We start from the raw sequence: 19,670 nt of genomic DNA, 5'->3' as shown, positions 1-19,670 counted from the left end.
TGATTAGGCGCGGCCGCAGATGTTGGCCGTGGCCATCAGGTCTTCAAGCAGTGCGAACGACACTTTGCCCGACACCGAGTACGGATCGAGCTCCGGCTTTTCAGAATACTTCAGCAAGATCGCGTGATTGAGCTTGGACAGGTTGACTTGCCCCATCGTCCAGCCGCCAAAGCGACGCTCGGAGATTTCTTCATAGTGCAGCAGCGCGACGTCCTTGTGGCGCACATCGCGCTGGATGTGGCCGAACAGCTCGCTGACCTGCATGCGGCCGCCTTCGATGGCCTGCAGGAAGATCCCGCCGCCATAACAAAGGATGCCGGTGATGCCGGTCACCGGGTTGTGCTGGCGCGACTGGTTGAGGATCGACTCGATGGCCTCGGGGCTCGTGTCCACCGCGCGGCTGGCGTAAAGCAGTCGTACGAGCATGGTGTTGGTTTCCTAGTTCTTTCCGGGGATGAGGGCGAGGAATTCGCGGCGCAGTGCGGGATCTTTCAGGAAGGCTCCACGCATGACCGAGTTGATCATCTTCGCGTCCATGTCTTTCACGCCGCGCCAGGCCATGCAGAAGTGGCTGGCTTCCATCACGATGGCCAGGCCATCGGGCTGTGTCTTTTCCATGATCAGGTCCGCCAGCTGCACAACCGCTTCTTCCTGGATCTGCGGCCGGCTCATGACCCATTCAGCCAGGCGCGCGTATTTCGACAGGCCGATCACGTTGGTGTGCTCGTTGGGCATGACGCCGATCCAGACCTTGCCGATCACGGGGCAGAAGTGGTGGCTGCAGGCGCTGCGCACGGTGATCGGGCCGACGATCATCAGCTCGTTCAGGTGCTCGGCATTCGGGAATTCGGTTATGGCGGGTTGCTTGAGATAGCGGCCCTTGAACACCTCGTTGAGGTACATCTTGGCCACGCGCCGCGCGGTGTCGCCCGTGTTGTGGTCGTTCGATGTGTCGATGACCATGCTCTCGAGCACGCCCTTCATCTTCTCCTCGACTTCGTCAAGGAGCTTTTCAAGCTCGCCCGGCTCGATAAAGGCTGCAATGTTGTCGTTCGAGTGGAAGCGCTTGCGCGCCGCGACAACACGCTCGCGAATCTTGACGGACACAGGCGTGCCGTCGTCATCGGGCGTGAGGGTGGAGGACGGGTCGGCCTTCATAAGCATCGCAAATCCTAACACTGCTATTGAAGGCCGGGTTCGGCAAGGGGTTACAGCAGCCGCTCCAGATCTTCAAGCGTGTTTGCCTCGTGTAGCGGCTTGTCGAAGCGTATGCGCAGCATGCGCGGAAAGCGCACCGCAATGCCGCTTTTGTGGCGCGGGCTGCGGTTGATGCCTTCAAAGCCGAGCTCGAACACGAGCGAAGGCTTCACGCTGCGCACCGGCCCGAATTTCTCGATGGTCGACTTGCGGATGATCGCATCGACCTGCCTGAACTCCTCGTCGGTCAGGCCCGAATACGCCTTCGCAAACGCAACGAGCTGCAAGGCATCGGGCTGCGCGGGCACCTTGCCGGCGATCGCTTCAATCACAGCATCGGCTTCGGCCTGGTCTCGCGGCTCGCGGTTCCAGACGGCGAAGGTGTAGTCGGTGTAGACCGAGGCGCGCCTGCCATGGCCGGCTTGTGCGTAGATCAGCACGCAGTCGATCGTCATCGGCTCGATCTTCCACTTCCACCACAGGCCTTCGGCCTTGGTGCGGCCTGTGCCGTACGCCGCATCATTGCGCTTGAGCATGAAGCCTTCCATGCCGAGTTCGCGCGATTGCTCGCGGCGCTGCGCAAACTCTGCCCACGAGCTCGCCGACTCGACCGGCGACATCATCAGGCGCGTGGTGGCCAGCAGCAATTCGAGGCGCTGGCGGCGTTCATGCTGCGGGGCGGCACGCACATCCACACCGCTTTCTTCCAGCAGGTCGTAGGCCATGAATGACACGGGCGCGTCGGCAAGGATTTTTTTGGTGAGCGTCTTCCTGCCGATGCGCTGCTGCAGCAACGAAAACGGCGCGGGACGGCCATCGAGCCACACCAGGATCTCGCCGTCCAGCACGGTGCCATCGGGCAGGTCATTCGCAAGCGCAACAATTTCCGGAAAGCGCTCCGTGACCAGTTCCTCGCCGCGCGACCAGACCCACACCTGGCCCGCACGCTTGACCACCTGGCCGCGGATGCCGTCGTACTTCCATTCCACTTGCCAATCGGTGACCGGGCCGAGCTTGCTCGCGAACACTTCAACCGGCGCGTCGAGCTGGTGCGCAAGAAAGAACGGATACGGTTGCCCCGCGTCCTGAGGTGCGGCCTCGCCCTCGGGCGTGTTGGCAATAAGCGCCAGAAAGCGTTGCGCTGTCGGGGCGACCTTGATGTCGGTGTAGCCCATCATCCGCTGCGCAATGCGCTTGGCGTCGACGCCTGAGTGCGCGGCCAGCGCGCGTTGCACGAGCAGCTTGCTCACGCCGACGCGAAAGCCTCCGCCCACGAGCTTGGACAGCAGGAACCGGCCTTGCGGGTCGAGCTCGCGCCAGTAGCTGCGAATGCGCGCCACGATTTCTTCTTCGGGCAGGCCACGCAAAGGCAACAGCCGCTCTTCCACCCAGGTTGCCAGCCCCACATCCGAAGGCTGCGCGTCACGCGGCAGGATGTGGGCAATGGTCTCCGCAAGATCGCCGACGGCCTGGTAGCACTCATCGAACAACCACGGCGCTAATGCTGCGATGTCGCAGGCAAGGCCAGCGAGGATCGACATCGACACGACCTGCCGCGGCTTGCCGCCGGACAGAAAGTAAACAGCCCACGCCGCGTCGCGTGCGTCCGCCTGGTCGAAGTAGCGCTGGAGCGCTTCCACCTTGGCGTTGGTGGAGGTTGTCGCATCGAGTTCGGTGAACAGTTGCGCGAACTGCCTCATGGCGCGCTCTCCTGGGGCGGTTCAGCCGGTAGTTCAGCGCTCCCGCCTTTCTCAACAGCGGCTTCCAGGTCGTCGCTGCCATATTCGGTGTCGAACGATTCAGCCTCCAGCCCCTGCTCGCGCAGGTAGCGCACCATCGCGGCAATGCTGCCGTGCGTGACGATCACGCGCTGCGCGCCCGTCGCGCCGATGGCACCCATCAGCCCCGGCCAGTCGGCGTGGTCCGACAGCACAAACCCGCGGTCATAGCCGCCGCGCCTTCTCGCGCCGCGAAGCTGCATCCAGCCACTGGCAAATGCGGTGCTTGCCTCACCGAAGCGGCGCAGCCACGTGCTCGCCACTGCGCTCGGCGGGCATACGACCAGCGCGCGCCTGAGCTCACTCCTGTCGGCGACGTCGGTCACCAGCCGCGTGGGCGGCAGGGCGACGCCAGCTTCGCGATAGGCGGCATTGAGCGGCTCGACGGCGCCGTGCACGATGATGGGCCCGATCGACGCATCAACACCCGCCAGCACGCGTTGCGCCTTGCCGAAGCTGTAGCACGCCAGCACACTCGCACGCCCGGCTGCGGCATTGCGGCTCCACCAGTCATTGATGCCGGTGAAGAGCTCTTCATCGGGAATCCAGCGATAGATCGGCATGCCGAATGTCGATTCGGTGATGAACACATCGCACTTCACCGGCTCGAACGCTGCGCACGTCGGGTCGGGCGCGACCTTGTAGTCGCCGCTGGCCACCCATACCTGGCCGCCATGTTCAAGCCTGACCTGCGCCGAGCCCAGCACATGGCCCGCCGGATGAAGCGACAGCGTCACACCGTTGTGCGAGATGCGCTCGCCATAAGGCAGCGTCTGCAAGTCGATCGAACCGAGCCGCACACGCAGCACGCCCTGCGCATCGCTGGACGCGAGGTAGTGGCCGTGCCCATAGCGGGCATGATCGGCATGTGCATGCGTGATCACGGCCCGTGCCACGGGTCGCCACGGGTCGATATAGAAGTCACCCGGCGGGCAATACAGGCCTTCGGGTCGCTGCACGACGAGGTCGTTCGGCTTCACAGGTAATGCTTGCCCTGGACGAGCAGCAGCACGCGCATCACGACGAGAGCAACGCGCTCGAACACGCGCTGGCGAAACGGCCGGTTGGCATAGTCAAGCGCGCTCATCGCGCCGCCCACCGTGTCGATGGCGTGCACGAGTTGCGAGCGCAGTTGCACGGCGAACTCAGCGTCTTCGACGACCAGGTTCGCCTCGCGCGCCAGCAGCAGGCTGAGCGGATCGAGGTTCGATGAGCCCACTGTCGCCCACCGGCTGTCGATCACCGCCACCTTGGCGTGCAGGAAGCTCGCCGAGTACTCGTGGATCTCGACGCCGGCTTCCAGCAACGCACCGTACACAGGGCGCGCGGCGTAGTACTGCATGAAATATTCGTAGCGGCCCTGCAGCAGCAGCCTGACCTTCACGCCGCGGCCAGCGGCCTCGATCAGCGCGCGGCGTAGCTTGCGACCCGGCACGAAGTAGGCATTGGCAATGATGATTTCATCGCGCGCGGTGGCAATGGCACGGCGGTAGCTGCGCTCGATGCTGGATCGGTTGCGCACGTTGTCGCGCAGCACGAACGCAGCGCGGGCCAGGTGTGCACTGTCCGGTGCTGCCACTTGTGGCAAGGGCGCCTGCGCACCTGCAGCGCGCAGCGATGTGATGGCACCTGCCAGGCGTGCGTGGCGCATGTCCTGCACGGCCTGCATGCGCATCCACAGGCGATTCATCGTGGTTTCGATCTGTGCAACCAGCGGGCCAGCCACGCGAACCGCGAAGTCGAATCGCGGCGATTCGAGCACGCCATGGTTCGGGTCGAACAGGTCGTCGAGCAGGTTGATGCCGCCGCAGAACCCGGTGACACCGTCCACCACGCACAGCTTGCGGTGCAGGCGGCTCCAGTTGCCCGGCCACGCCATGCCCAGCCAGCCGAGCCGGCGAAACACGCGCAACTGCACACCGGTTTGCAGGAATCGCTCCTGCCAGTGCCCGGGAATGTCAGCGGTGCCAAAGCCATCGACGGCGATGCGCACGATGACGCCGCGCCGTGCGGCACGCTCCAGCGCATACGCCACCTCAAGGCTCATGCGGGTGAAGTCGAAGATGTACGTTTCCAGCAGCACGGTGTGCACGGCCGCATCGATCGCCTCGACCAGCGCGGGGCAGTACTGCGTAGCGCCGCACAACAGCTCGAGCCGGTGACCGGGGCGCGGTGTGGAATCTGCCTGCGCCATCCAAGCCCTAGAGGTGAAACTCCGCGATCAGCGGCAGGTGGTCTGACATGCGCCCCCAGATGGGTCCACGCGGCACTTCAACGCCGGTGGGCCTGAGGCCGCGGGCATAGACGAAGTCGAGTTGCGCGAGCGGCAGGCGCGACGGAAAGGTGAACTGCCCCGCGCCGATGAAGTCCAGGAAGCCGGCGGCTTTCATGGCAGGGCGCAACTTCGCGCCGAAGTCGTTGAGGTCACCTGCGACAACGACAGGCTCGCCCTTGGGAATTTCACGCTCGATGAACGCAAGGACTTTCAGGATCTGCCGCGCGCGACTCGATGCGATCAGGCCCAGGTGCAACACGACAACATGAATCGGGTGGTCGTGCACGACCACGTGCGCGTGCAGCAAGCCCCGCTGCTCAAAGCGATGATCCGACACATCTTCATGCGCGTTGTGCAGGATCGGCCAGCGGCTGAGCAGCGCATTGCCATGCTCACCGTGCTTGGTCGTCGCGTTGGTCTGGTAGATGGAGTCGTAGCCCTCGGGTGCGAGGAATTCGGCCTGGGGCAATTGCGGCCACCGCGTGAAATGCTTTTCCTCGCGCCGGTGCAGCTTGCGCACTTCCTGCAGGCAGATGATGTCGGCATCGAGCTGCTCGACTGCGTGGCCGATGTTATGGATTTCAAGGCGGCGCACAGGCCCGACGCCCTGGACGCCTTTGTGGATGTTGTAAGTCGCAATCCTGACTAGTGATCCACTCATCGCACAAATTGTGGCAGCAACAGGATGGCTTCGGCGTTGCTGGGCGAATAACACTTGTCAGCGGCCTCGCGCCAGGGCAGCCAGCAGAAGGCCGTGTGCTCGCGCGGGTTGAGCGTGACGGGTGTTCCGTCGGGCACGCAAAGCCCGAACACGTGCTCGGTGTTGCGCGTCACGCCGGGTGCGTAACGATGTGCCCAGCGTGGGTAAATGTCGTAGATGTTCTCGAGCTGCCAGTCGGTGAGCACGCCGAGCTGCGCGCCGATGCCGGTCTCTTCGAAGGCTTCACGCGCCGCAGTCGCTTCAAATGGCTCATCGATGAAGTCTTTGGCGCCGGTGACGGACTGCCAGAAGTCCGGTGCGTCGGCGCGCTGGATGAGCAGGACGTCGAGCGCCGGCGTGTGAATGACGACGAGGACGGACTCGGGGATTTTGAAGGGGCGTGGGTCAGACACCGGAGACAACCGCATCCAACGCGTGAACGAGCAGACTGGCCTCGTGCTTCAGTGACGCAACAGGCCCATCCAGATCCCGAACCGCGTCAAGGCGCTTACCAGGTACGAATTCCTCAAGGGGAATGCCGTACTTCTCGACCAACGCGTTCTGTTCGGCGAACCAGTCCTTGTAGGTCTCATCGAGCTCCTTCTTGCGCTGGGCGAAAGACTTCTTCTCGCCAGCAGACGTCAAGGCCATACGCTTGCGTCAGGCTGCCGCTGCCGTATTGCGCAGCCGAATATGCAGCTCGCGCAGCTGCTTCTCGTCAACCGGCCCGGGCGCTTGCGTGAGCAGGTCTTGCGCGCGCTGCGTCTTGGGGAAGGCGATCACGTCGCGCAGGCTTTCGGCGCCCGTCATCAGCATCACGAAGCGGTCCAGGCCGATCGCAATGCCGCCGTGCGGCGGCGCGCCGTATTGCAGTGCGTCGAGCAGGAAGCCGAACTTCAGCTGTGCCTCTTCAGCGTCGATCTTGAGCGCGCGGAATACCTTGCTCTGCACGTCTTCACGATGGATACGAACGGAGCCACCGCCGAGTTCGATGCCGTTGAGCACGGCGTCGTACGCCTTGGCAACAGCCTTGCCCGGATCGGTTTCCAGCAAGTCTTCGTGACCATCCTTGGGCGAAGTGAACGGGTGGTGAACGGCGTTCCAGCGTTGTGCGTCTTCGTCGAACTCGAACATCGGGAAGTCGATGACCCACAGCGGGCGCCACTCGCCTTCGACCAGGCCGTGCGCCTTGCCGAACGGGCTGTGACCGACCTTCACGCGCAGCGCGCCGATGGCGTCGTTCACGACCTTGGCCTTGTCGGCGCCGAAGAAGATCAGGTCGCCATTGGCCGCGCCCGTGCGCTTGAGAATCTCGGCGATGGCTGCGTCGTGCAGGTTCTTCACGATGGGCGACTGCAGGCCTTCGCGGCCGGCTGCTGCATCGTTGACCTTGATCCACGCCAGGCCCTTGGCACCGTAGATCTTCACGAACTCGGTGTAGCCGTCGATCTCGCTGCGGCTCATGTCGGAGCCGCCGGGCACGCGCAACGCCACCACGCGGCCGTCTTCCGCATTGGCAGGGCCGGAGAACACCTTGAAATCAACGTCTTTCATCACGTCGGTGATTTCGGTGAATTCCATCTTCACGCGCAGGTCAGGCTTGTCGGAGCCGTACAGGCGCATTGCGTCGGCGTGCTTCATCACGGGGAAGGCGCCGATATCGATGCCCTTCACGTTCATGAAGGTGCTGCGAATCATGCCTTCGAACATCGTGCGGATTTCCTCTTCCGTGAGGAACGATGTCTCGACGTCGATCTGCGTGAACTCAGGCTGGCGGTCAGCGCGCAGGTCTTCGTCGCGGAAGCATTTGGTGATCTGGTAGTAGCGGTCGTAGCCGGCCACCATCAGCAGCTGCTTGAACAGCTGCGGCGACTGCGGCAGCGCGAAGAACATGCCGTCGTGCACGCGTGAAGGCACGAGGTAGTCGCGCGCGCCCTCGGGCGTGCTCTTGGTGAGCATCGGCGTTTCGATGTCGATGAAGCCGTTGGCATCGAGGAACTTGCGCACCTCCATCGTCACCTTGTAGCGCAGCATCAGGTTGTTCTGCATGTACGGGCGGCGCAGGTCGAGCACGCGGTGCACAAGGCGCGTCGTCTCGGACAGGTTTTCGTCGTCGAGCTGGAACGGCGGTGTGACGGACGGGTTGAGCACCGTCAGCTCGTGGCACAGCACTTCGATCTTGCCGCTCTTGATGTTGTCGTTGGTCGTGCCGTCGGGGCGTGAGCGCACGAGGCCCTTGACCTGCACGCAGAACTCGTTGCGCAGGCCTTCGGCCGTCTTGAACATGTCGGCGCGGTCGGGGTCGCAGACGACTTGCACGTAGCCTTCGCGGTCACGCACGTCCACGAAGATCACGCCGCCGTGATCGCGCCGGCGATTGACCCAGCCGCACAGGGTGACGGTTTGGCCCAACAGCGCCTCGGTCACGAGGCCGCAGTAGGTGGTGCGCATTTGGGAAGACATAGGAGCAGACTTTCTTGACAAAGGAGCGGCAGGCGCTGGAGGCGGGCCTGCCTTAACGAACGCTGCCGGGTACGACGACGCCCATCGAGATGACGTACTTGAGCGCTTCATCCACGCTCATCTTCAGCTCGACGCAGTCGCTCTTGGGGAGCATCACGAAATAGCCGCCCGTGGGATTGGGCGTGGTGGGAACATAAACACTGAGGTAGTCGCTATCGAGGTGCGCGGCGACTTCACCGCCCGGCGCGCCAGTGACGAACGCAATCGTCCAGACGCCTTCACGCGGCCACTGCACGAGCACTGCCGTGCGAAAGGCGTTGCCGCCTTCGGAAAACAGGGTGTCGGAGACTTGCTTGACGCTCGAATAGATCGAACGCACGACAGGGATGCGGCTGACGACTTTGTCACCCCAGCCCACGAGCTTCTTGCCGATGAAGTTGCTCACCACAGCGCCTGTGAGCAGCAGGATGCCCAGCGTGAGCAGCACGCCAAAGCCCGGGATGTGCACGCCGATCAGTTTGTCGGGCCGCCACGCCTCAGGCAGGATGAGCAGCGTCTGGTCGAGGGTGCCGATGATCCACTGCAGCACGGCAATGGTGATCGCCACGGGGACGATCACCAGCAAGCCGGAGAGGAGCCATTTGCGAAGCGGGGCCACGTCGTGCCCTTTCAGTCTTTGCTGGCCGACGGCGCGGGTGCGCTCACGGCTGGCTTCGGTGTGGAATCGGCGGGCTTGGCGTCGGCGGCTTTCGACTCAGCAGGCTTGGCGCCTTCAGCAGGTGCTGCGCCATCGCCTGACTTGTCTGATTTGTCTGAGGGTGCGGCAACGGTTGCGCCCGATCCGTTCTTGAAGTCTGTTGCGTACCAGCCCGAGCCCTTGAGCTGGAAGCCGGCCGCCGTGACTTGCTTGACGAAGGTTTCCGCGCCACACGCAGGGCAGGTCGTCAGCGGGGGATCGCTGATTTTCCGAAGCACGTCTTTGGCATGGCCGCAGGTGGCGCACTTGTAGGCGTAGATAGGCATGGGTTGGACGGGTTGGCGGCACGCGCGGCGCGGCCAGTTGCAAAGCCTTCAATTATAGGCGGCAGGGTGAAAACTCAACCGTTTTGGCCTTGGTGGTGCGAGACTTTGGCGGTTGTCTGCTCTGTTCAGGGCGCTCTCTTTGTTTCGGGGGGGGGCTCTGGTTGTTCAGGGCGCTCTGTCTGTCCAGGGCAGCTCGCGTCAGGCGGACTCTGGCGCGGCCTCCTGCTGTGACGGTTTGCGCTAGTCGCGCAAACTTCGCTTTGAAATTTGTCTTCAGGCCGGCGCAAAAGAACTCCCTGCGAGTTTGCAAGCAAACTCTCCGGTCAAACAGCTTTTGCGAGTCAGTTCACGCGTCGCGCAAGCGCGATCCGGCCTGAAGACAAATTTCAAAGCCGCTCACAAAAGTCGGCCGCGCCAGAGTCCGCCTGCCACGAGCCAACAGCTGCGCTTGATCAACGAGATACCGACCGCTCTGCTTCTTGCCGGTGAGTGCACGCAGCAATTGGCCGCAAACACCGTCTCGCTCTACCGCACTGTCCCTCATTCCAGGCAATGCGAAGCGAGCCGAGACTTTGTCACCACCCCCAGTTGGTGAACTCGCGGCAGGTGGACTCTGGTGGGGCCGATTTCTTTTGTGGCTTCAAGAATTGGCTCGAAGCCGGATCGCGCTTTAGCGCGACACGTCATCTAGCTGCGAAAGTTGTCTGAGCGGAGAGTCCGCTTGCGAACGCGCAGCGAGTTTCTTTCGCACCGGCTTCGAGCCAATTCTTGAAGCGACGTTTGCGCGACAGCGCAAACCACAAAAGCATGAGGCCCCGCCAGAGTCCACCTGCCGCGAGCGCCCTGAACAGACGACCCCGAACAGACAGCCAGAGTCCCCCTGACGCGAGCGCCCCGAAACTAAACCGAAGCCCCCGGCACCAGGTGACTCGTATGCTCATGCCGGTTCTTCAGCACCTGCGGCAACAGCGAGCCGGCAATCATGCCAACGAACGCAGCGGCCAGCCCCGCCAGCTGCCCCGGGAACAACTTGCTCAACTCCTCGCCACCGACTTGCGGAAAGAAGGCCACCCAGACAGCGATGCCGGCTGCAACGGACAAGATCGCGCCCTGGGTCGTCGCGCGCTTCCAGTAGAGCCCCATCACCAGCGGCACGAACGCGCCGACCAGCGTGACCTGGTAGGCCGACGACACGAGGTCATAGATCGACGTGCCCTTCATCGCAATCGCATAGGCCAGCACGACACCGGTGAAGACAACGATGGTGGCGCGCATCGCGAACAGCTGCTCCTTGTCTTTCATGCCGGGGCGCAGGTTCTTCAGGATGTTTTCCACGAAGCTGGTCGAAGGCGCGAGCAGCGTTGCCGACGACGTGCTCTTGATCGCCGAGAGCAGCGCACCGAAGAACAGGATCTGCATGATCAGCGGCATCTTGGTCAGCACGAACGTGGGCAGCAGCCGCTGGTAGTCGTCCTTGGCGAGCGACAGCGCGCTTTCGCCCATCACGACCACGGCGCTCGCCACGATGAACATGGGCACGAACGCAAACAGGATGTAGCTCACACCGCCAATCACGGCGCCATTGCGTGCCGTGTTCTGGTCCTTCGCGGACATGACCCGCTGGAAGACGTCCTGTTGCGGGATGCTGCCAAGCATCATGGTCAGGGCCGCGCCAACGAAGAAGGCGATCTCAGTGAAGGTGGGTGCGGGCAGGAACTTGAACAGCTCCTTGTTCTGCGCCAGCGCGATGACGTTGCTCGCGCCGCCCGCAAGGTCGCTCGCAAAGATCGCAATGATCGACATACCCACGACCAGCACGATCATCTGGATGAAGTCCGTCCAGGCGACAGCGAGGAAGCCGCCAATCACCACATACACCAGCACGGCGAGCGTGCCGACGACCATGCCCGTCACTTCCGACATCGCACCATTGGTGAGCACCGAGAAGACAACACCCAGCGCCGTGATCTGCGCAGCCACCCAGCCGAGGTAGCTCAGGATGATCGCCATCGAGCAGAACACTTCGATGCCGCGGCCGAATCGCTGGCGGTAGAAGTCGCCAATCGTCAGCAGGTTCATCTTGTAGAGCTTGGTCGCGAAGAACAGGCCGACCAGGATCAGGCAGGTGCCGGCGCCAAACGGGTCTTCGACCACGGCATTCAAACCGCTCTGCACGAACTTCGCCGGAATGCCCATCACGGTCTCGGCGCCAAACCAGGTGGCGAACGTGGTGGTCACCACCATGATCAGTGGCAAGCGCCGCCCGGCGATGGCGAAGTCGGTCGTGTTCTTGATGCGTGTTCCGGCCCAGACGCCAATGGCGAGCGTGCCGAGCAGATACAGGACGACGAACGTGATCAGCGTGTTATTCATGCGAGCCCCAATCGTTTTGCGGCAGTTTCGTTTGCGCCACTTGCTGGGTGCGCATTATGCGAAAAATCCGGACGCAGTCCTAAAACATCGGAATGCGCAGGAAGAACTGCATCACCAGCAGCCCCAGAGCAAAACCCACGCCACCTGCCACCAGTGTCTGCAGCAGCCGGTTGGTGCGCTTTTGCTCGGCAAGCAGCTCGATCAGCTCGTTGCGCTCACCGTCCTGGCGCTGCCGCAGGAACTGGTGCACCAGCCTCGGCAGCTCGGGCAGGAGCTTGGCGTAGCGCGGCGCCTGGTCGCGCAGCTCCTGCAACAGTTTCTGGGGGCCGACCTGCTCGATCATCCATTTCTCGAGGAACGGCTTGGCCGTGGCCCACAGGTCGAGCTCCGGGTCGAGGTCGCGCCCCAGCCCTTCGATATTCAGCAGTGTCTTTTGCAGCAGCACGAGCTGCGGCTGGATCTCGACGTTGAAGCGGCGCGAGGTCTGGAACAGGCGCATCAGCACGAGGCCGAGCGATATTTCCTTGAGCGGCCTGTCGAAGTAAGGCTCACACACGCTGCGGATCGCGGACTCGAGTTCGTCCACGCGCGTGTCGCCAGGCACCCAGCCGGACTCGATGTGCAGTTCCGCCACCCGCTTGTAGTCGCGCCGGAAGAACGCGGTGAAGTTCTGGGCGAGATATTCCTTGTCGTGCTCCGTGAGCGTGCCGATGATCCCGAAGTCCAGCGAGATGTAGCGCCCGAACGTGGCCGGCGCCAGGCTCACCTGGATGTTGCCGGGGTGCATGTCGGCGTGAAAGAAACCGTCGCGAAACACCTGCGTGAAAAAGATGGTGACGCCGTCGCGTGCCAGTTGCCTGTGATCGACGCCCGCCTCGCGCAGCTTGTCGATCTGGTTGATCGGCAGGCCGTACATGCGCTCCATCACCATCACTTCCGGATGGCAATAGTCCCAGTACATCTCGGGGATGAGCACGAGGTCGAGGCCGGCCATATTGCGGCGCAACTGCGCAGCGTTGGCTGCCTCGCGCATGAGGTCGAGTTCGTCGTGCAGGTACTTGTCGAATTCGGCGACAACTTCACGCGGTTTCAGGCGCTTGCCATCGTCTGAAATTCGCTCGATCCAGCCGGCCATCATTCGCATGAGGGCGATGTCTTTGTCGATGACGGGGAGCATCCCCGGTCGAAGCACTTTCACAGCGGCCTGGCGCGTCTGCCCGTCGCGGGTGATCAGCGTTGCAAAGTGAACCTGCGCGATCGAGGCGCTGGCCACCGGCTCACGTTCAAAGCTGGTGAAGATGGTGTCGATGGGTTTGCGAAATGCGCGCTCGATCGTCGCGATGGCGATCGACGAGTCGAATGGCGGCACGCGGTCTTGCAGCAGCGCGAGCTCGTCTGCGACGTCGGGGGGCAGCAAGTCACGGCGCGTGGACAGCACTTGCCCGAATTTCACGAAGATGGGGCCTAGATGCTCCAGTGCTTCGCGCAGCCGCTGGCCCCGTGGTGCGCGCAAGTTCCGGCCGAAGGCCATGACGCGGGCAAAGGCCGTGAGGCCTGGCCGCTTGAAGCTCTGCAAAAGAAGCTCGTCCAGCCCGTAGCGCCACGCCACCCAGACGATGAAGATACCGCGCAGGTAGCGCGTCATGAACCGGCCTGGGGACTCGTGGTTGGCTCAGGCGTCGCCACGGTCACCGGGCCCGGCTTGTCCGGCGCGCCCGGCGAGCGAGCGACAAATTGCCGCAGCGCCTGCGTCGCGCGGCGCGCCGCTTCGCCGATGGCGTGAGCAGGTGCGTCGCCGATGACGCGCGAGAGGTCTTCCTCCAGATCCCAGCGCACGTTCTCCACCAGCCAGTTGATCTCTGCGGCGAATTGCACGTCGCCCGCAATGCGCACCGGCGGTTTGTCGCCACGCAAGGCGGCCTGCGCCAAACCCCAGGGGGACTCTTCAGTGAGGGTGAGCGTGAGATCGGGTGCGACCGCCGCAGAGGCGATGTCAAACAGACCCGCGGGCGTGATGGCCAGGCGCATCGTGAATACACGCCAGCGCGCCTCGACCACGCGGCCCGCCTGTTTCGCGAGACGGGAAGTCGCTTCACTCTCTTGCATGAGCACGTGGTTGACAACAAGAACGATGCGGCGCTGGACTTCCTCGACCACCCATGCCGGTGGCTGCAACCCGCGGGTCACCTTGGAAACGAAGTCGTCCAGAAATGCAAAGGGGGATGGTGTGGCCATCCCCCTATTATGGGTTGAGCGCTCGGCGTTCAGCGTTTTGCGAAGTCACGCCCCACGCTCAACGCCCAACGCCAAACCTCATTGCAGCGCCTGGACTCCAGCGACCAGCCATCCGCTTGTGCCGCTCTTGGGTTTGGTCATGTTCCACACCTCGCGAAATGGGCTCGGGCCACTCGACGGGTCTTCGCGGATCATCCCGGAGAATTCAATGCTGGCCATGTAGTCGTTGCCCAGGTCTTCAATACCGAGCAACTGCGCCTCGAGCATGACGACGTCCGTCTTGTTCGGCTGGCCCGCCGTGTGGTTCTCCCGCTCGGCCAGCTGCGACTTGATCTCGACCAGCATGTCGTCGGTCATCATCGAGCGCAGCGACACCATGTCGGAGCGGTCCCAGGCGTCTTGCAGGGTGATGAAGTTGCGCTTGGCCGCCGTCACGAAGCCTCGGGTGTCGAAGCCCGCAGGCACGCCCCACGACTGCGGCCCCGCAAGGGCCGAGCCGATCTGCACGCCACTGCCCTGCCCGTTGTACTTGGACGAATCGAATGCCATGCTGCTGCGCTCCCAGGGGCGCGCCGAGGCATCGTTGCCGACCTTGTCAGGGCTGTACTGCGGCGGCGATGCGGCGACATCAGCCGGTCCGCCAGCGCCTTCAAACGCGTACGTGCGCTGCCGCGCAGGTGGTCCGCGGCGCGAGCGCATCACGAAGCCGATCACCATCATGACGACCAGCACGAGCAGCGCAATCATCAGGAACTGGCCGAACTCAGCGCCCAGCCCAAGCGAATGGGCAAGCCAGGCGAGGCCCAGGCCAGCGGCCAGGCCGCCCAGCATGGCGCCCCATGGCCTCCTGGGTGGTTGCGCCGCGGCAGCAGCACCGGGGGCGGCGGGCGCGGGGGTGGCCTGGTTCTGGTTGGCGGGCGCGGCAGGCTTGGCGGCCTCGCGCTGCGTGACGTTGTTTGACTGCCGGCCCATCGAGCTGCCACCACCCAGTCGACGCGCGGCCTCGGCGTCAAGACTGCCGAAGGTCAGCATGGCGACGAGCGCCCAAGTCCACATCTTCATTTTCTTGTCTCCTGTAGAACGAAACGTCCTGCTAGCACTTGATTCCAACATGCAGGGCGACGACGCCGCCCGTCAGGTTATGAAAGTCCACATGCCCAAAGCCGCCTTTCTTCATCATGGACTTGAGTTCTTCCTGCCCCGGATGCACGCGGATCGACTCGGCAAGGTACTTGTAGCTTGCCGCATCGCCGGCGACGAGGCGGCCCAGCTGTGGCAACACATTGAACGAGTACCAGTCGTACACCTTCGACAGGGGCTGGGCGACCTTCGAGAATTCGAGCACGAGCAGTTTGCCGCCGGCTTTGAGGACGCGATTCATTTCAGCCAGCGCCTCGTCCTTGTGGGTCATGTTGCGCAGGCCGAAGGCCACAGTCACCGTATCGAAGCTCCCGCTTGCAAATGGCAGTTTCTCTGCGTCGCAGACCAGCGTTGGCAGCACGACGCCGGCGTCCAGCAGCCGGTCCCGGCCGGTGCGCAACATGGCCTCGTTGATGTCGGTGTGCACCACCATACCGGTCGTGCCGACCTTCCTGGCAAATGCCAGCGCGAGGTCGCCAGTGCCGCCTGCAATGTCGAGGACACGATCACCGGGCCTGGCATTCGCAACGAGCATCGTGAAGGCCTTCCACGCGCGGTGCAGGCCCATGGACATGAGGTCGTTCATCACGTCGTATTTCGGCGCGACAGAATCAAACACGCCGCGAACGCGCTTGGCCTTCTCGCGTTCATCAACGGACTCAAAGCCGAAATGGGTCTTGCTCATCGTGGGGTCCAGGGTGAATGGGTTGCATGCTAGGCCCTATCTGGCCCTGCGTGGACACAACCCTCAGGTGGTGCCGGGTATGCATTGAATCAATGGCTGCAGCCGTGGCCGGCTTTTTCGGGCATCGGCGAGTCGCGCCCGAGCCCTGCCTCACCAAGGCGGCGCTCATAGTCAGACCACAGCCTGGCTTCTTGCGAGCCCAGGAAATACAGGTAGTCCCACGAGAAGATGCCGGTGTCGTGGCCGTCGGAGAACCTCGGCTGCACAGCGTAGTTGCCGACGGGCTCGAGTGCCAGCAGCCCTACGTCGCGCTTGCCGGTCTGCAGTACTTCCTGGCCTGGTCCGTGCCCCTGCACTTCGGCCGATGGCGAATACACGCGCATCAACTCGAACGGGATACGGAAATGCGCGCCATCCGAAAAGACGACTTCAATGACGCGCGATTTGCCGTGAACCGTGAGTGACGACGGAGTTGGAGAGTCGGAGCGTAAACCTGCCATGCGCAGATTCTAGGCTGCGCAGGCCTGCTTGAAGACGCGTCAGAACCGTACGGACAAGCTCAGGTAGAAGCGGTCGTCCCCGCGCTTGGGCGCGGCGGAGTTCAGGATCAATGGCACTTTGCTGCCATGAATCAGGCGGCCGTAATCCATGGAGAGCGCAAACGGCTCTGCGGAATAACGCAGGCCCAGGCCCACGCTGCTCAGCCAGTCAGATGTGGGCTTGTCGGCCAGGCCATTCGACTTGTTGTTGCTCAGGTAGCCGGCATCGAAGAAACCGATGAAGCGCAAGCCGGGAGAGACCTCGGGCGAAGTCACTTCGAAGGTGCCCGACAGACCACTGTCGCCCGTAATGGGCCTGTCGATGTCCGTGCCGCGCACAGAACCCAGACCGCCCAGGCCGAACTGCTCGCCAGCAATCAATACATCGGGGCTGTACTGATACTGACCACGAACAGCCCAGACCCATTCCTTGTTGGCGAACGGTGCAACGTAGCTGAAGGCACCGCGCAGGGCCTTCCAGTGAACAGTGTCGATGCGCGCGTTTTCGTTCTGGTAGGAGAAGAGGTCGTTGTTGTTGCCGCTGCCCGTGTTCATGGCCAGATCGGCATTCCACGACCAGGATGCCGTGTCAGTGTCGGTGCGCGAGCTGTAGCCCACGGTCAGGGGACGGCTGCGCCTGTCGACGAGGCCGGGCGCGACGACGCCGTTGATCACGGTGGCGTCGAACACCTTGTCGTCCAGGCCGAAGGTCCAGTAGGTGCGCTGACCACCATCGGGCGGCATGTGCAGCGTGTAGTTGACGCCCAGGGTATGGCCAGCGCCGGTGCTCGAGAAGGTACCGAAATTACCCACCACGTCGGAGCGCGTGTAGGTGGCACCGAGCACGCCGCCGTACGCATACAGCGGAACGCGATAGGTCAGGCCGAGCTGCTTGACGTCGCCCGTCTTCTGCAGGGACGTCGTGTAGGCGGCGGCAAAGCTGTGGTCGCGGTTGAACAGGTTGGAGTGGCCACCCGAAATCGTGAACCGGTCACGCCCGGACGATGGCGAGCCGCCGTTGGACAGGCTGGCCGCAAAATTCCATGGCTTCTTTTCGCTGACGGTGATCGTGGCGTCGATCTTGTCGGCCTCGTCACCTTCTTTCAACCCCAGCTGAATCAGCTTGTTGGGGTTTTCGTTGGCGATCGCAGTCTGGATGGCCAGCGTCTTGAAGTTCGGACTCTCGCCTTCGCGCAGCTCGGGCAGCGTGCCGCGGACATTGGCCTCGTCGTAGATCGAACGGCCCTCGATCACGACCTTGCCGATCGTGAACTTGACGATATTCAGTGTGACGGTGTCGCCGACTTCCTGCGGTGGCAAGGCAACGCGATGCAGGCCGAAGCCCCTGTCGCGCAAGGCGGTTTCAAGCGCTGCGGTGGCTTTCTGGAGCGTATCGATCGTTGCGTCGCTGCGCAGGAAGGGGGCGAGGACGCTGGAGGTGTCGCCATCACCGAGCGGGTTGTCGCCGGTGATTTTGAAACCCTTGATGGCAAACACCGGCGTTGGGGCCGCGGAGGCCATCGGCGCGTTGGTGGGTGCCTGGGCCAGTACAGAACCGGTTGCGCAAAACGCGACCGCGACTGCCCAGCTCAGGCGGTTCAGGCCGCCGCGTGAACGGGGCGCAAAAAGCCCTGTGACCATAGGATTCTCGCCCTCTTATTGGTAACCGATGAGCGGGAATTGTCTCATCGGCGTTACGTTCTTGTCACCCCGCCAAATGCTATTTGCACTGGCCCCCGGTCTTGACGCCCGACTCGTTCAGAACGCTCACAAGCAGCGGGTTCTTGGAATTGGGCAGGGGAATCTTGTCGAAATCGAGGAATCGCGGCACCGTGTTCGGCCGACGCGTCTCACCGCCGAGCCCCGCAAAACCGGCTTCGCCCTTGCCCAGCTGCAAGATGTCATTCGCAGTGGCGATCTCGATGTGGCCGTCGCGAACGAAGACAAAAAGCCCTTCACTGTTTTCCGGAACGTTGTCGCCAGAAAACAACTTCGGCGGAACGACGACGCCATCCGGGCGCGGCGCGTCGATCGTCGGCTGATTCGCAATGAACTGCATCGGGCCTGTGGGCGGGATATAGAGGCCCTGGCCCGCTTGAAGCACTTGAAGCGCCGTTGCATTGCAGGAGCCGCCTTGAGTCAATGGCTGGCTGCCTGCCGCGCAAGGCGACACGGTGAACGAGTCGAGCCATGCATACACAGTCAGGCCAGTGCCTGGCGCGCCCGGCTCGCCTGCGCAGGCGCCGGTGCAGACGATGTCGCCGCCGCTGCCGCGGATACCGATGGTGGCCGTGGCGGTCGCGTAGCCGACGTTGCGCGTGTTGGCCTTGCCGATCAACCCCGTCAATGCGCGCACGGAGCCCTTGAGCAACGAGACCAGGAAGCGGCCTTCGCCGGCGTTCTTTTCGTCGTACACGAAGTTGTCGACACGGAAGCGCGTCGTGGAGCCCAGCGTGACCTTGCTTTCGTCGCGGAACGCGAGCACGGCATTCGTGCCTGCGCCCGTTTCGACCAGGTCGCCCGGGTAGATGCTGCCGCCATCGACAACGCGGCGGCGCGTGCCGCTCGCGTCGGTCGCATTGACTTCACCGCGCGAGTTCACGACCTTGGCGCTGGCCAGCACGGCGTTCGGCCGGGCCTTTTCCTCGACCTTGGCCGACTCGGCCCCGCACTCGCGCGCGCACACGCGCGCATCAAAGTCAGTGCCACGGATGCCGATCGTTGCCGTGTTGGTCTGCACCTTCGCCGCATTCGGCGCGTTCTTGGAGATGAGCCCGGTCACTGCGCGAAAACCGCCCCGCACCAGCTGCATCAGCATGCTGTTGTCGGGCGCGTTTTCCTTGAAGTGATATTGCGTCAGGACCAGTTCGGAATTGGGCCGCACCGTCATGCGGGTGCCGTCTTCGAGTTTGATGATGGCAGAGGCGCCATCTGACGTTGTGAGCCGGTCGCCTTCGCGAAGGGGCAAGCCCTTGCCAAGCGTGCGGGGGGTCTGCCCCGGCGTCTGGGCGAAACCAACGCCGCGGGAGAACTCCACCTCGCCGGCGGTCTGTGCGTGCGATTGCGCCGCTACAACCAGCAGACACAGGCCGATGGCGAGACCGGTCAGCGCACCTGGCGCGAACGCCGGTTTTTCAATTTGTCGGGCCAGCATGATCAAACACCTCCGGAGAGCTCACGTTACCTCTGATAACCACTTCTCATCGGCGGTTATACACGCTTGTGCTTGCCGCCACTACCGCTGCATCCCCCTATGCAGGGG

General features: G+C 63.3%; 19 protein-coding genes. All 19 read right to left on the bottom strand.

Annotated elements, in window-relative coordinates; genetic code table 11:
• Window positions 1-3: 3 nt before the first annotated feature.
• The 19 genes from GHT07_RS03080 to GHT07_RS02990 all read right to left on the bottom strand — a co-directional run bounded on the left by GHT07_RS03080 (window position 4) and on the right by GHT07_RS02990 (window position 19,562).
• On the bottom strand, window positions 4-426 hold the full coding sequence (locus GHT07_RS03080; protein WP_153583587.1) for a BLUF domain-containing protein: 423 nt from the start codon (window positions 424-426) through the stop codon (window positions 4-6).
• 12 nt (window positions 427-438) lie between these two features.
• Window positions 439-1,164, bottom strand: coding sequence for a GTP cyclohydrolase I (folE, locus tag GHT07_RS03075; RefSeq protein ID WP_153583586.1), 726 nt, complete (start codon window positions 1,162-1,164; stop codon window positions 439-441).
• Window positions 1,165-1,208: 44 nt separating this feature from the next.
• Window positions 1,209-2,897 carry an ATP-dependent DNA ligase gene (locus tag GHT07_RS03070; RefSeq protein WP_153583585.1) on the bottom strand — a complete coding sequence of 563 codons (1,689 nt, stop codon included), beginning with the start codon at window positions 2,895-2,897 and terminating at the stop codon, window positions 1,209-1,211.
• Window positions 2,894-3,955, bottom strand: a complete 1,062-nt coding sequence (locus GHT07_RS03065; protein WP_323740765.1) for a ligase-associated DNA damage response exonuclease — start codon at window positions 3,953-3,955, stop codon at window positions 2,894-2,896. The genes GHT07_RS03070 and GHT07_RS03065 overlap by 4 nt, the downstream gene beginning before the upstream one ends.
• Window positions 3,952-5,169 (bottom strand): cardiolipin synthase ClsB, encoded by a 1,218-nt coding sequence (clsB, locus tag GHT07_RS03060; RefSeq protein ID WP_153583584.1) that lies wholly within the window; start codon window positions 5,167-5,169, stop codon window positions 3,952-3,954. Before clsB ends, GHT07_RS03065 begins: the two co-directional genes overlap by 4 nt.
• A 7-nt stretch (window positions 5,170-5,176) precedes the next feature.
• Window positions 5,177-5,911, bottom strand: coding sequence for an endonuclease/exonuclease/phosphatase family protein (locus tag GHT07_RS03055; RefSeq protein ID WP_153583583.1), 735 nt, complete (start codon window positions 5,909-5,911; stop codon window positions 5,177-5,179).
• Complete coding sequence (nudB, locus tag GHT07_RS03050) at window positions 5,908-6,378, bottom strand: dihydroneopterin triphosphate diphosphatase (RefSeq protein ID WP_153583582.1); 471 nt, start codon at window positions 6,376-6,378, stop codon at window positions 5,908-5,910. Before nudB ends, GHT07_RS03055 begins: the two co-directional genes overlap by 4 nt.
• The gene (locus tag GHT07_RS21260) at window positions 6,356-6,601 is read right to left on the bottom strand and encodes a hypothetical protein (protein WP_194792803.1); all 246 of its coding nucleotides are present in this window, start codon (window positions 6,599-6,601) and stop codon (window positions 6,356-6,358) included. The genes nudB and GHT07_RS21260 overlap by 23 nt, the downstream gene beginning before the upstream one ends.
• A 9-nt stretch (window positions 6,602-6,610) precedes the next feature.
• The gene (gene aspS, locus GHT07_RS03040; RefSeq protein WP_194792802.1) at window positions 6,611-8,413 is read right to left on the bottom strand and encodes an aspartate--tRNA ligase; all 1,803 of its coding nucleotides are present in this window, start codon (window positions 8,411-8,413) and stop codon (window positions 6,611-6,613) included.
• 52 nt (window positions 8,414-8,465) lie between these two features.
• The gene (locus GHT07_RS03035; RefSeq protein ID WP_323740764.1) at window positions 8,466-9,071 is read right to left on the bottom strand and encodes a DUF502 domain-containing protein; all 606 of its coding nucleotides are present in this window, start codon (window positions 9,069-9,071) and stop codon (window positions 8,466-8,468) included.
• Between the two features lie 11 nt (window positions 9,072-9,082).
• Window positions 9,083-9,436 (bottom strand): FmdB family zinc ribbon protein, encoded by a 354-nt coding sequence (locus GHT07_RS03030; RefSeq protein WP_153583580.1) that lies wholly within the window; start codon window positions 9,434-9,436, stop codon window positions 9,083-9,085.
• Window positions 9,437-10,336: 900 nt separating this feature from the next.
• A complete protein-coding gene (locus GHT07_RS03025) occupies window positions 10,337-11,809 on the bottom strand; it encodes a sodium:solute symporter family protein (protein WP_153583579.1) in 1,473 nt (490 codons plus the stop codon).
• A 79-nt stretch (window positions 11,810-11,888) separates the two neighbouring features.
• Complete coding sequence (gene ubiB, locus GHT07_RS03020; RefSeq protein ID WP_153583578.1) at window positions 11,889-13,454, bottom strand: ubiquinone biosynthesis regulatory protein kinase UbiB; 1,566 nt, start codon at window positions 13,452-13,454, stop codon at window positions 11,889-11,891.
• Window positions 13,451-14,044 (bottom strand): hypothetical protein, encoded by a 594-nt coding sequence (locus GHT07_RS03015; protein WP_153583577.1) that lies wholly within the window; start codon window positions 14,042-14,044, stop codon window positions 13,451-13,453. The genes ubiB and GHT07_RS03015 overlap by 4 nt, the downstream gene beginning before the upstream one ends.
• Before the next feature lie 78 nt (window positions 14,045-14,122).
• Complete coding sequence (locus tag GHT07_RS03010; protein ID WP_153583576.1) at window positions 14,123-15,106, bottom strand: Tim44 domain-containing protein; 984 nt, start codon at window positions 15,104-15,106, stop codon at window positions 14,123-14,125.
• 31 nt (window positions 15,107-15,137) lie between these two features.
• Window positions 15,138-15,869 (bottom strand): bifunctional demethylmenaquinone methyltransferase/2-methoxy-6-polyprenyl-1,4-benzoquinol methylase UbiE, encoded by a 732-nt coding sequence (gene ubiE, locus GHT07_RS03005; protein WP_153583575.1) that lies wholly within the window; start codon window positions 15,867-15,869, stop codon window positions 15,138-15,140.
• 89 nt (window positions 15,870-15,958) lie between these two features.
• Window positions 15,959-16,369, bottom strand: coding sequence for a gamma-butyrobetaine hydroxylase-like domain-containing protein (locus GHT07_RS03000; protein WP_153583574.1), 411 nt, complete (start codon window positions 16,367-16,369; stop codon window positions 15,959-15,961).
• Window positions 16,370-16,408: 39 nt separating this feature from the next.
• Complete coding sequence (locus GHT07_RS02995; protein ID WP_194792801.1) at window positions 16,409-17,929, bottom strand: ShlB/FhaC/HecB family hemolysin secretion/activation protein; 1,521 nt, start codon at window positions 17,927-17,929, stop codon at window positions 16,409-16,411.
• Window positions 17,930-18,128: 199 nt separating this feature from the next.
• Window positions 18,129-19,562, bottom strand: a complete 1,434-nt coding sequence (locus tag GHT07_RS02990; protein ID WP_153583572.1) for a FecR family protein — start codon at window positions 19,560-19,562, stop codon at window positions 18,129-18,131.
• Window positions 19,563-19,670 lie beyond the last annotated feature (108 nt).

Origin of the sequence: Caenimonas koreensis DSM 17982, from assembly GCF_009646335.1 — a bacterium.
In the GTDB taxonomy this organism is placed as follows: Bacteria; Pseudomonadota; Gammaproteobacteria; order Burkholderiales; family Burkholderiaceae_C; genus Ramlibacter; species Ramlibacter koreensis.
Note: the sequence above shows the minus strand (reverse complement) of the source record. Positions and strands in the feature narration are given on the sequence as shown.

Excerpts from the sequence above, each read along its gene's own strand:
- nudB (WP_153583582.1), bottom strand. The coding sequence starts at position 6,378 with ATGCGGTTGTCTCCGGTGTCTGACCCACGCCCCTTCAAAATCCCCGAG.
- GHT07_RS03055 (WP_153583583.1), bottom strand. The coding sequence starts at position 5,911 with ATGAGTGGATCACTAGTCAGGATTGCGACTTACAACATCCACAAAGGC.
- GHT07_RS03080 (WP_153583587.1), bottom strand. The coding sequence starts at position 426 with ATGCTCGTACGACTGCTTTACGCCAGCCGCGCGGTGGACACGAGCCCC.
- GHT07_RS02995 (WP_194792801.1), bottom strand. The coding sequence starts at position 17,929 with ATGGCCTCCGCGGCCCCAACGCCGGTGTTTGCCATCAAGGGTTTCAAA.
- clsB (WP_153583584.1), bottom strand. The coding sequence starts at position 5,169 with ATGGCGCAGGCAGATTCCACACCGCGCCCCGGTCACCGGCTCGAGCTG.
- GHT07_RS03000 (WP_153583574.1), bottom strand. The coding sequence starts at position 16,369 with ATGGCAGGTTTACGCTCCGACTCTCCAACTCCGTCGTCACTCACGGTT.
- ubiE (WP_153583575.1), bottom strand. The coding sequence starts at position 15,869 with ATGAGCAAGACCCATTTCGGCTTTGAGTCCGTTGATGAACGCGAGAAG.
- GHT07_RS03070 (WP_153583585.1), bottom strand. The coding sequence starts at position 2,897 with ATGAGGCAGTTCGCGCAACTGTTCACCGAACTCGATGCGACAACCTCC.
- GHT07_RS21260 (WP_194792803.1), bottom strand. The coding sequence starts at position 6,601 with ATGGCCTTGACGTCTGCTGGCGAGAAGAAGTCTTTCGCCCAGCGCAAG.
- GHT07_RS03025 (WP_153583579.1), bottom strand. The coding sequence starts at position 11,809 with ATGAATAACACGCTGATCACGTTCGTCGTCCTGTATCTGCTCGGCACG.
- aspS (WP_194792802.1), bottom strand. The coding sequence starts at position 8,413 with ATGTCTTCCCAAATGCGCACCACCTACTGCGGCCTCGTGACCGAGGCG.
- GHT07_RS02990 (WP_153583572.1), bottom strand. The coding sequence starts at position 19,562 with ATGCTGGCCCGACAAATTGAAAAACCGGCGTTCGCGCCAGGTGCGCTG.
- GHT07_RS03010 (WP_153583576.1), bottom strand. The coding sequence starts at position 15,106 with ATGAAGATGTGGACTTGGGCGCTCGTCGCCATGCTGACCTTCGGCAGT.
- folE (WP_153583586.1), bottom strand. The coding sequence starts at position 1,164 with ATGCTTATGAAGGCCGACCCGTCCTCCACCCTCACGCCCGATGACGAC.
- GHT07_RS03030 (WP_153583580.1), bottom strand. The coding sequence starts at position 9,436 with ATGCCTATCTACGCCTACAAGTGCGCCACCTGCGGCCATGCCAAAGAC.
- ubiB (WP_153583578.1), bottom strand. The coding sequence starts at position 13,454 with ATGACGCGCTACCTGCGCGGTATCTTCATCGTCTGGGTGGCGTGGCGC.
- GHT07_RS03015 (WP_153583577.1), bottom strand. The coding sequence starts at position 14,044 with ATGGCCACACCATCCCCCTTTGCATTTCTGGACGACTTCGTTTCCAAG.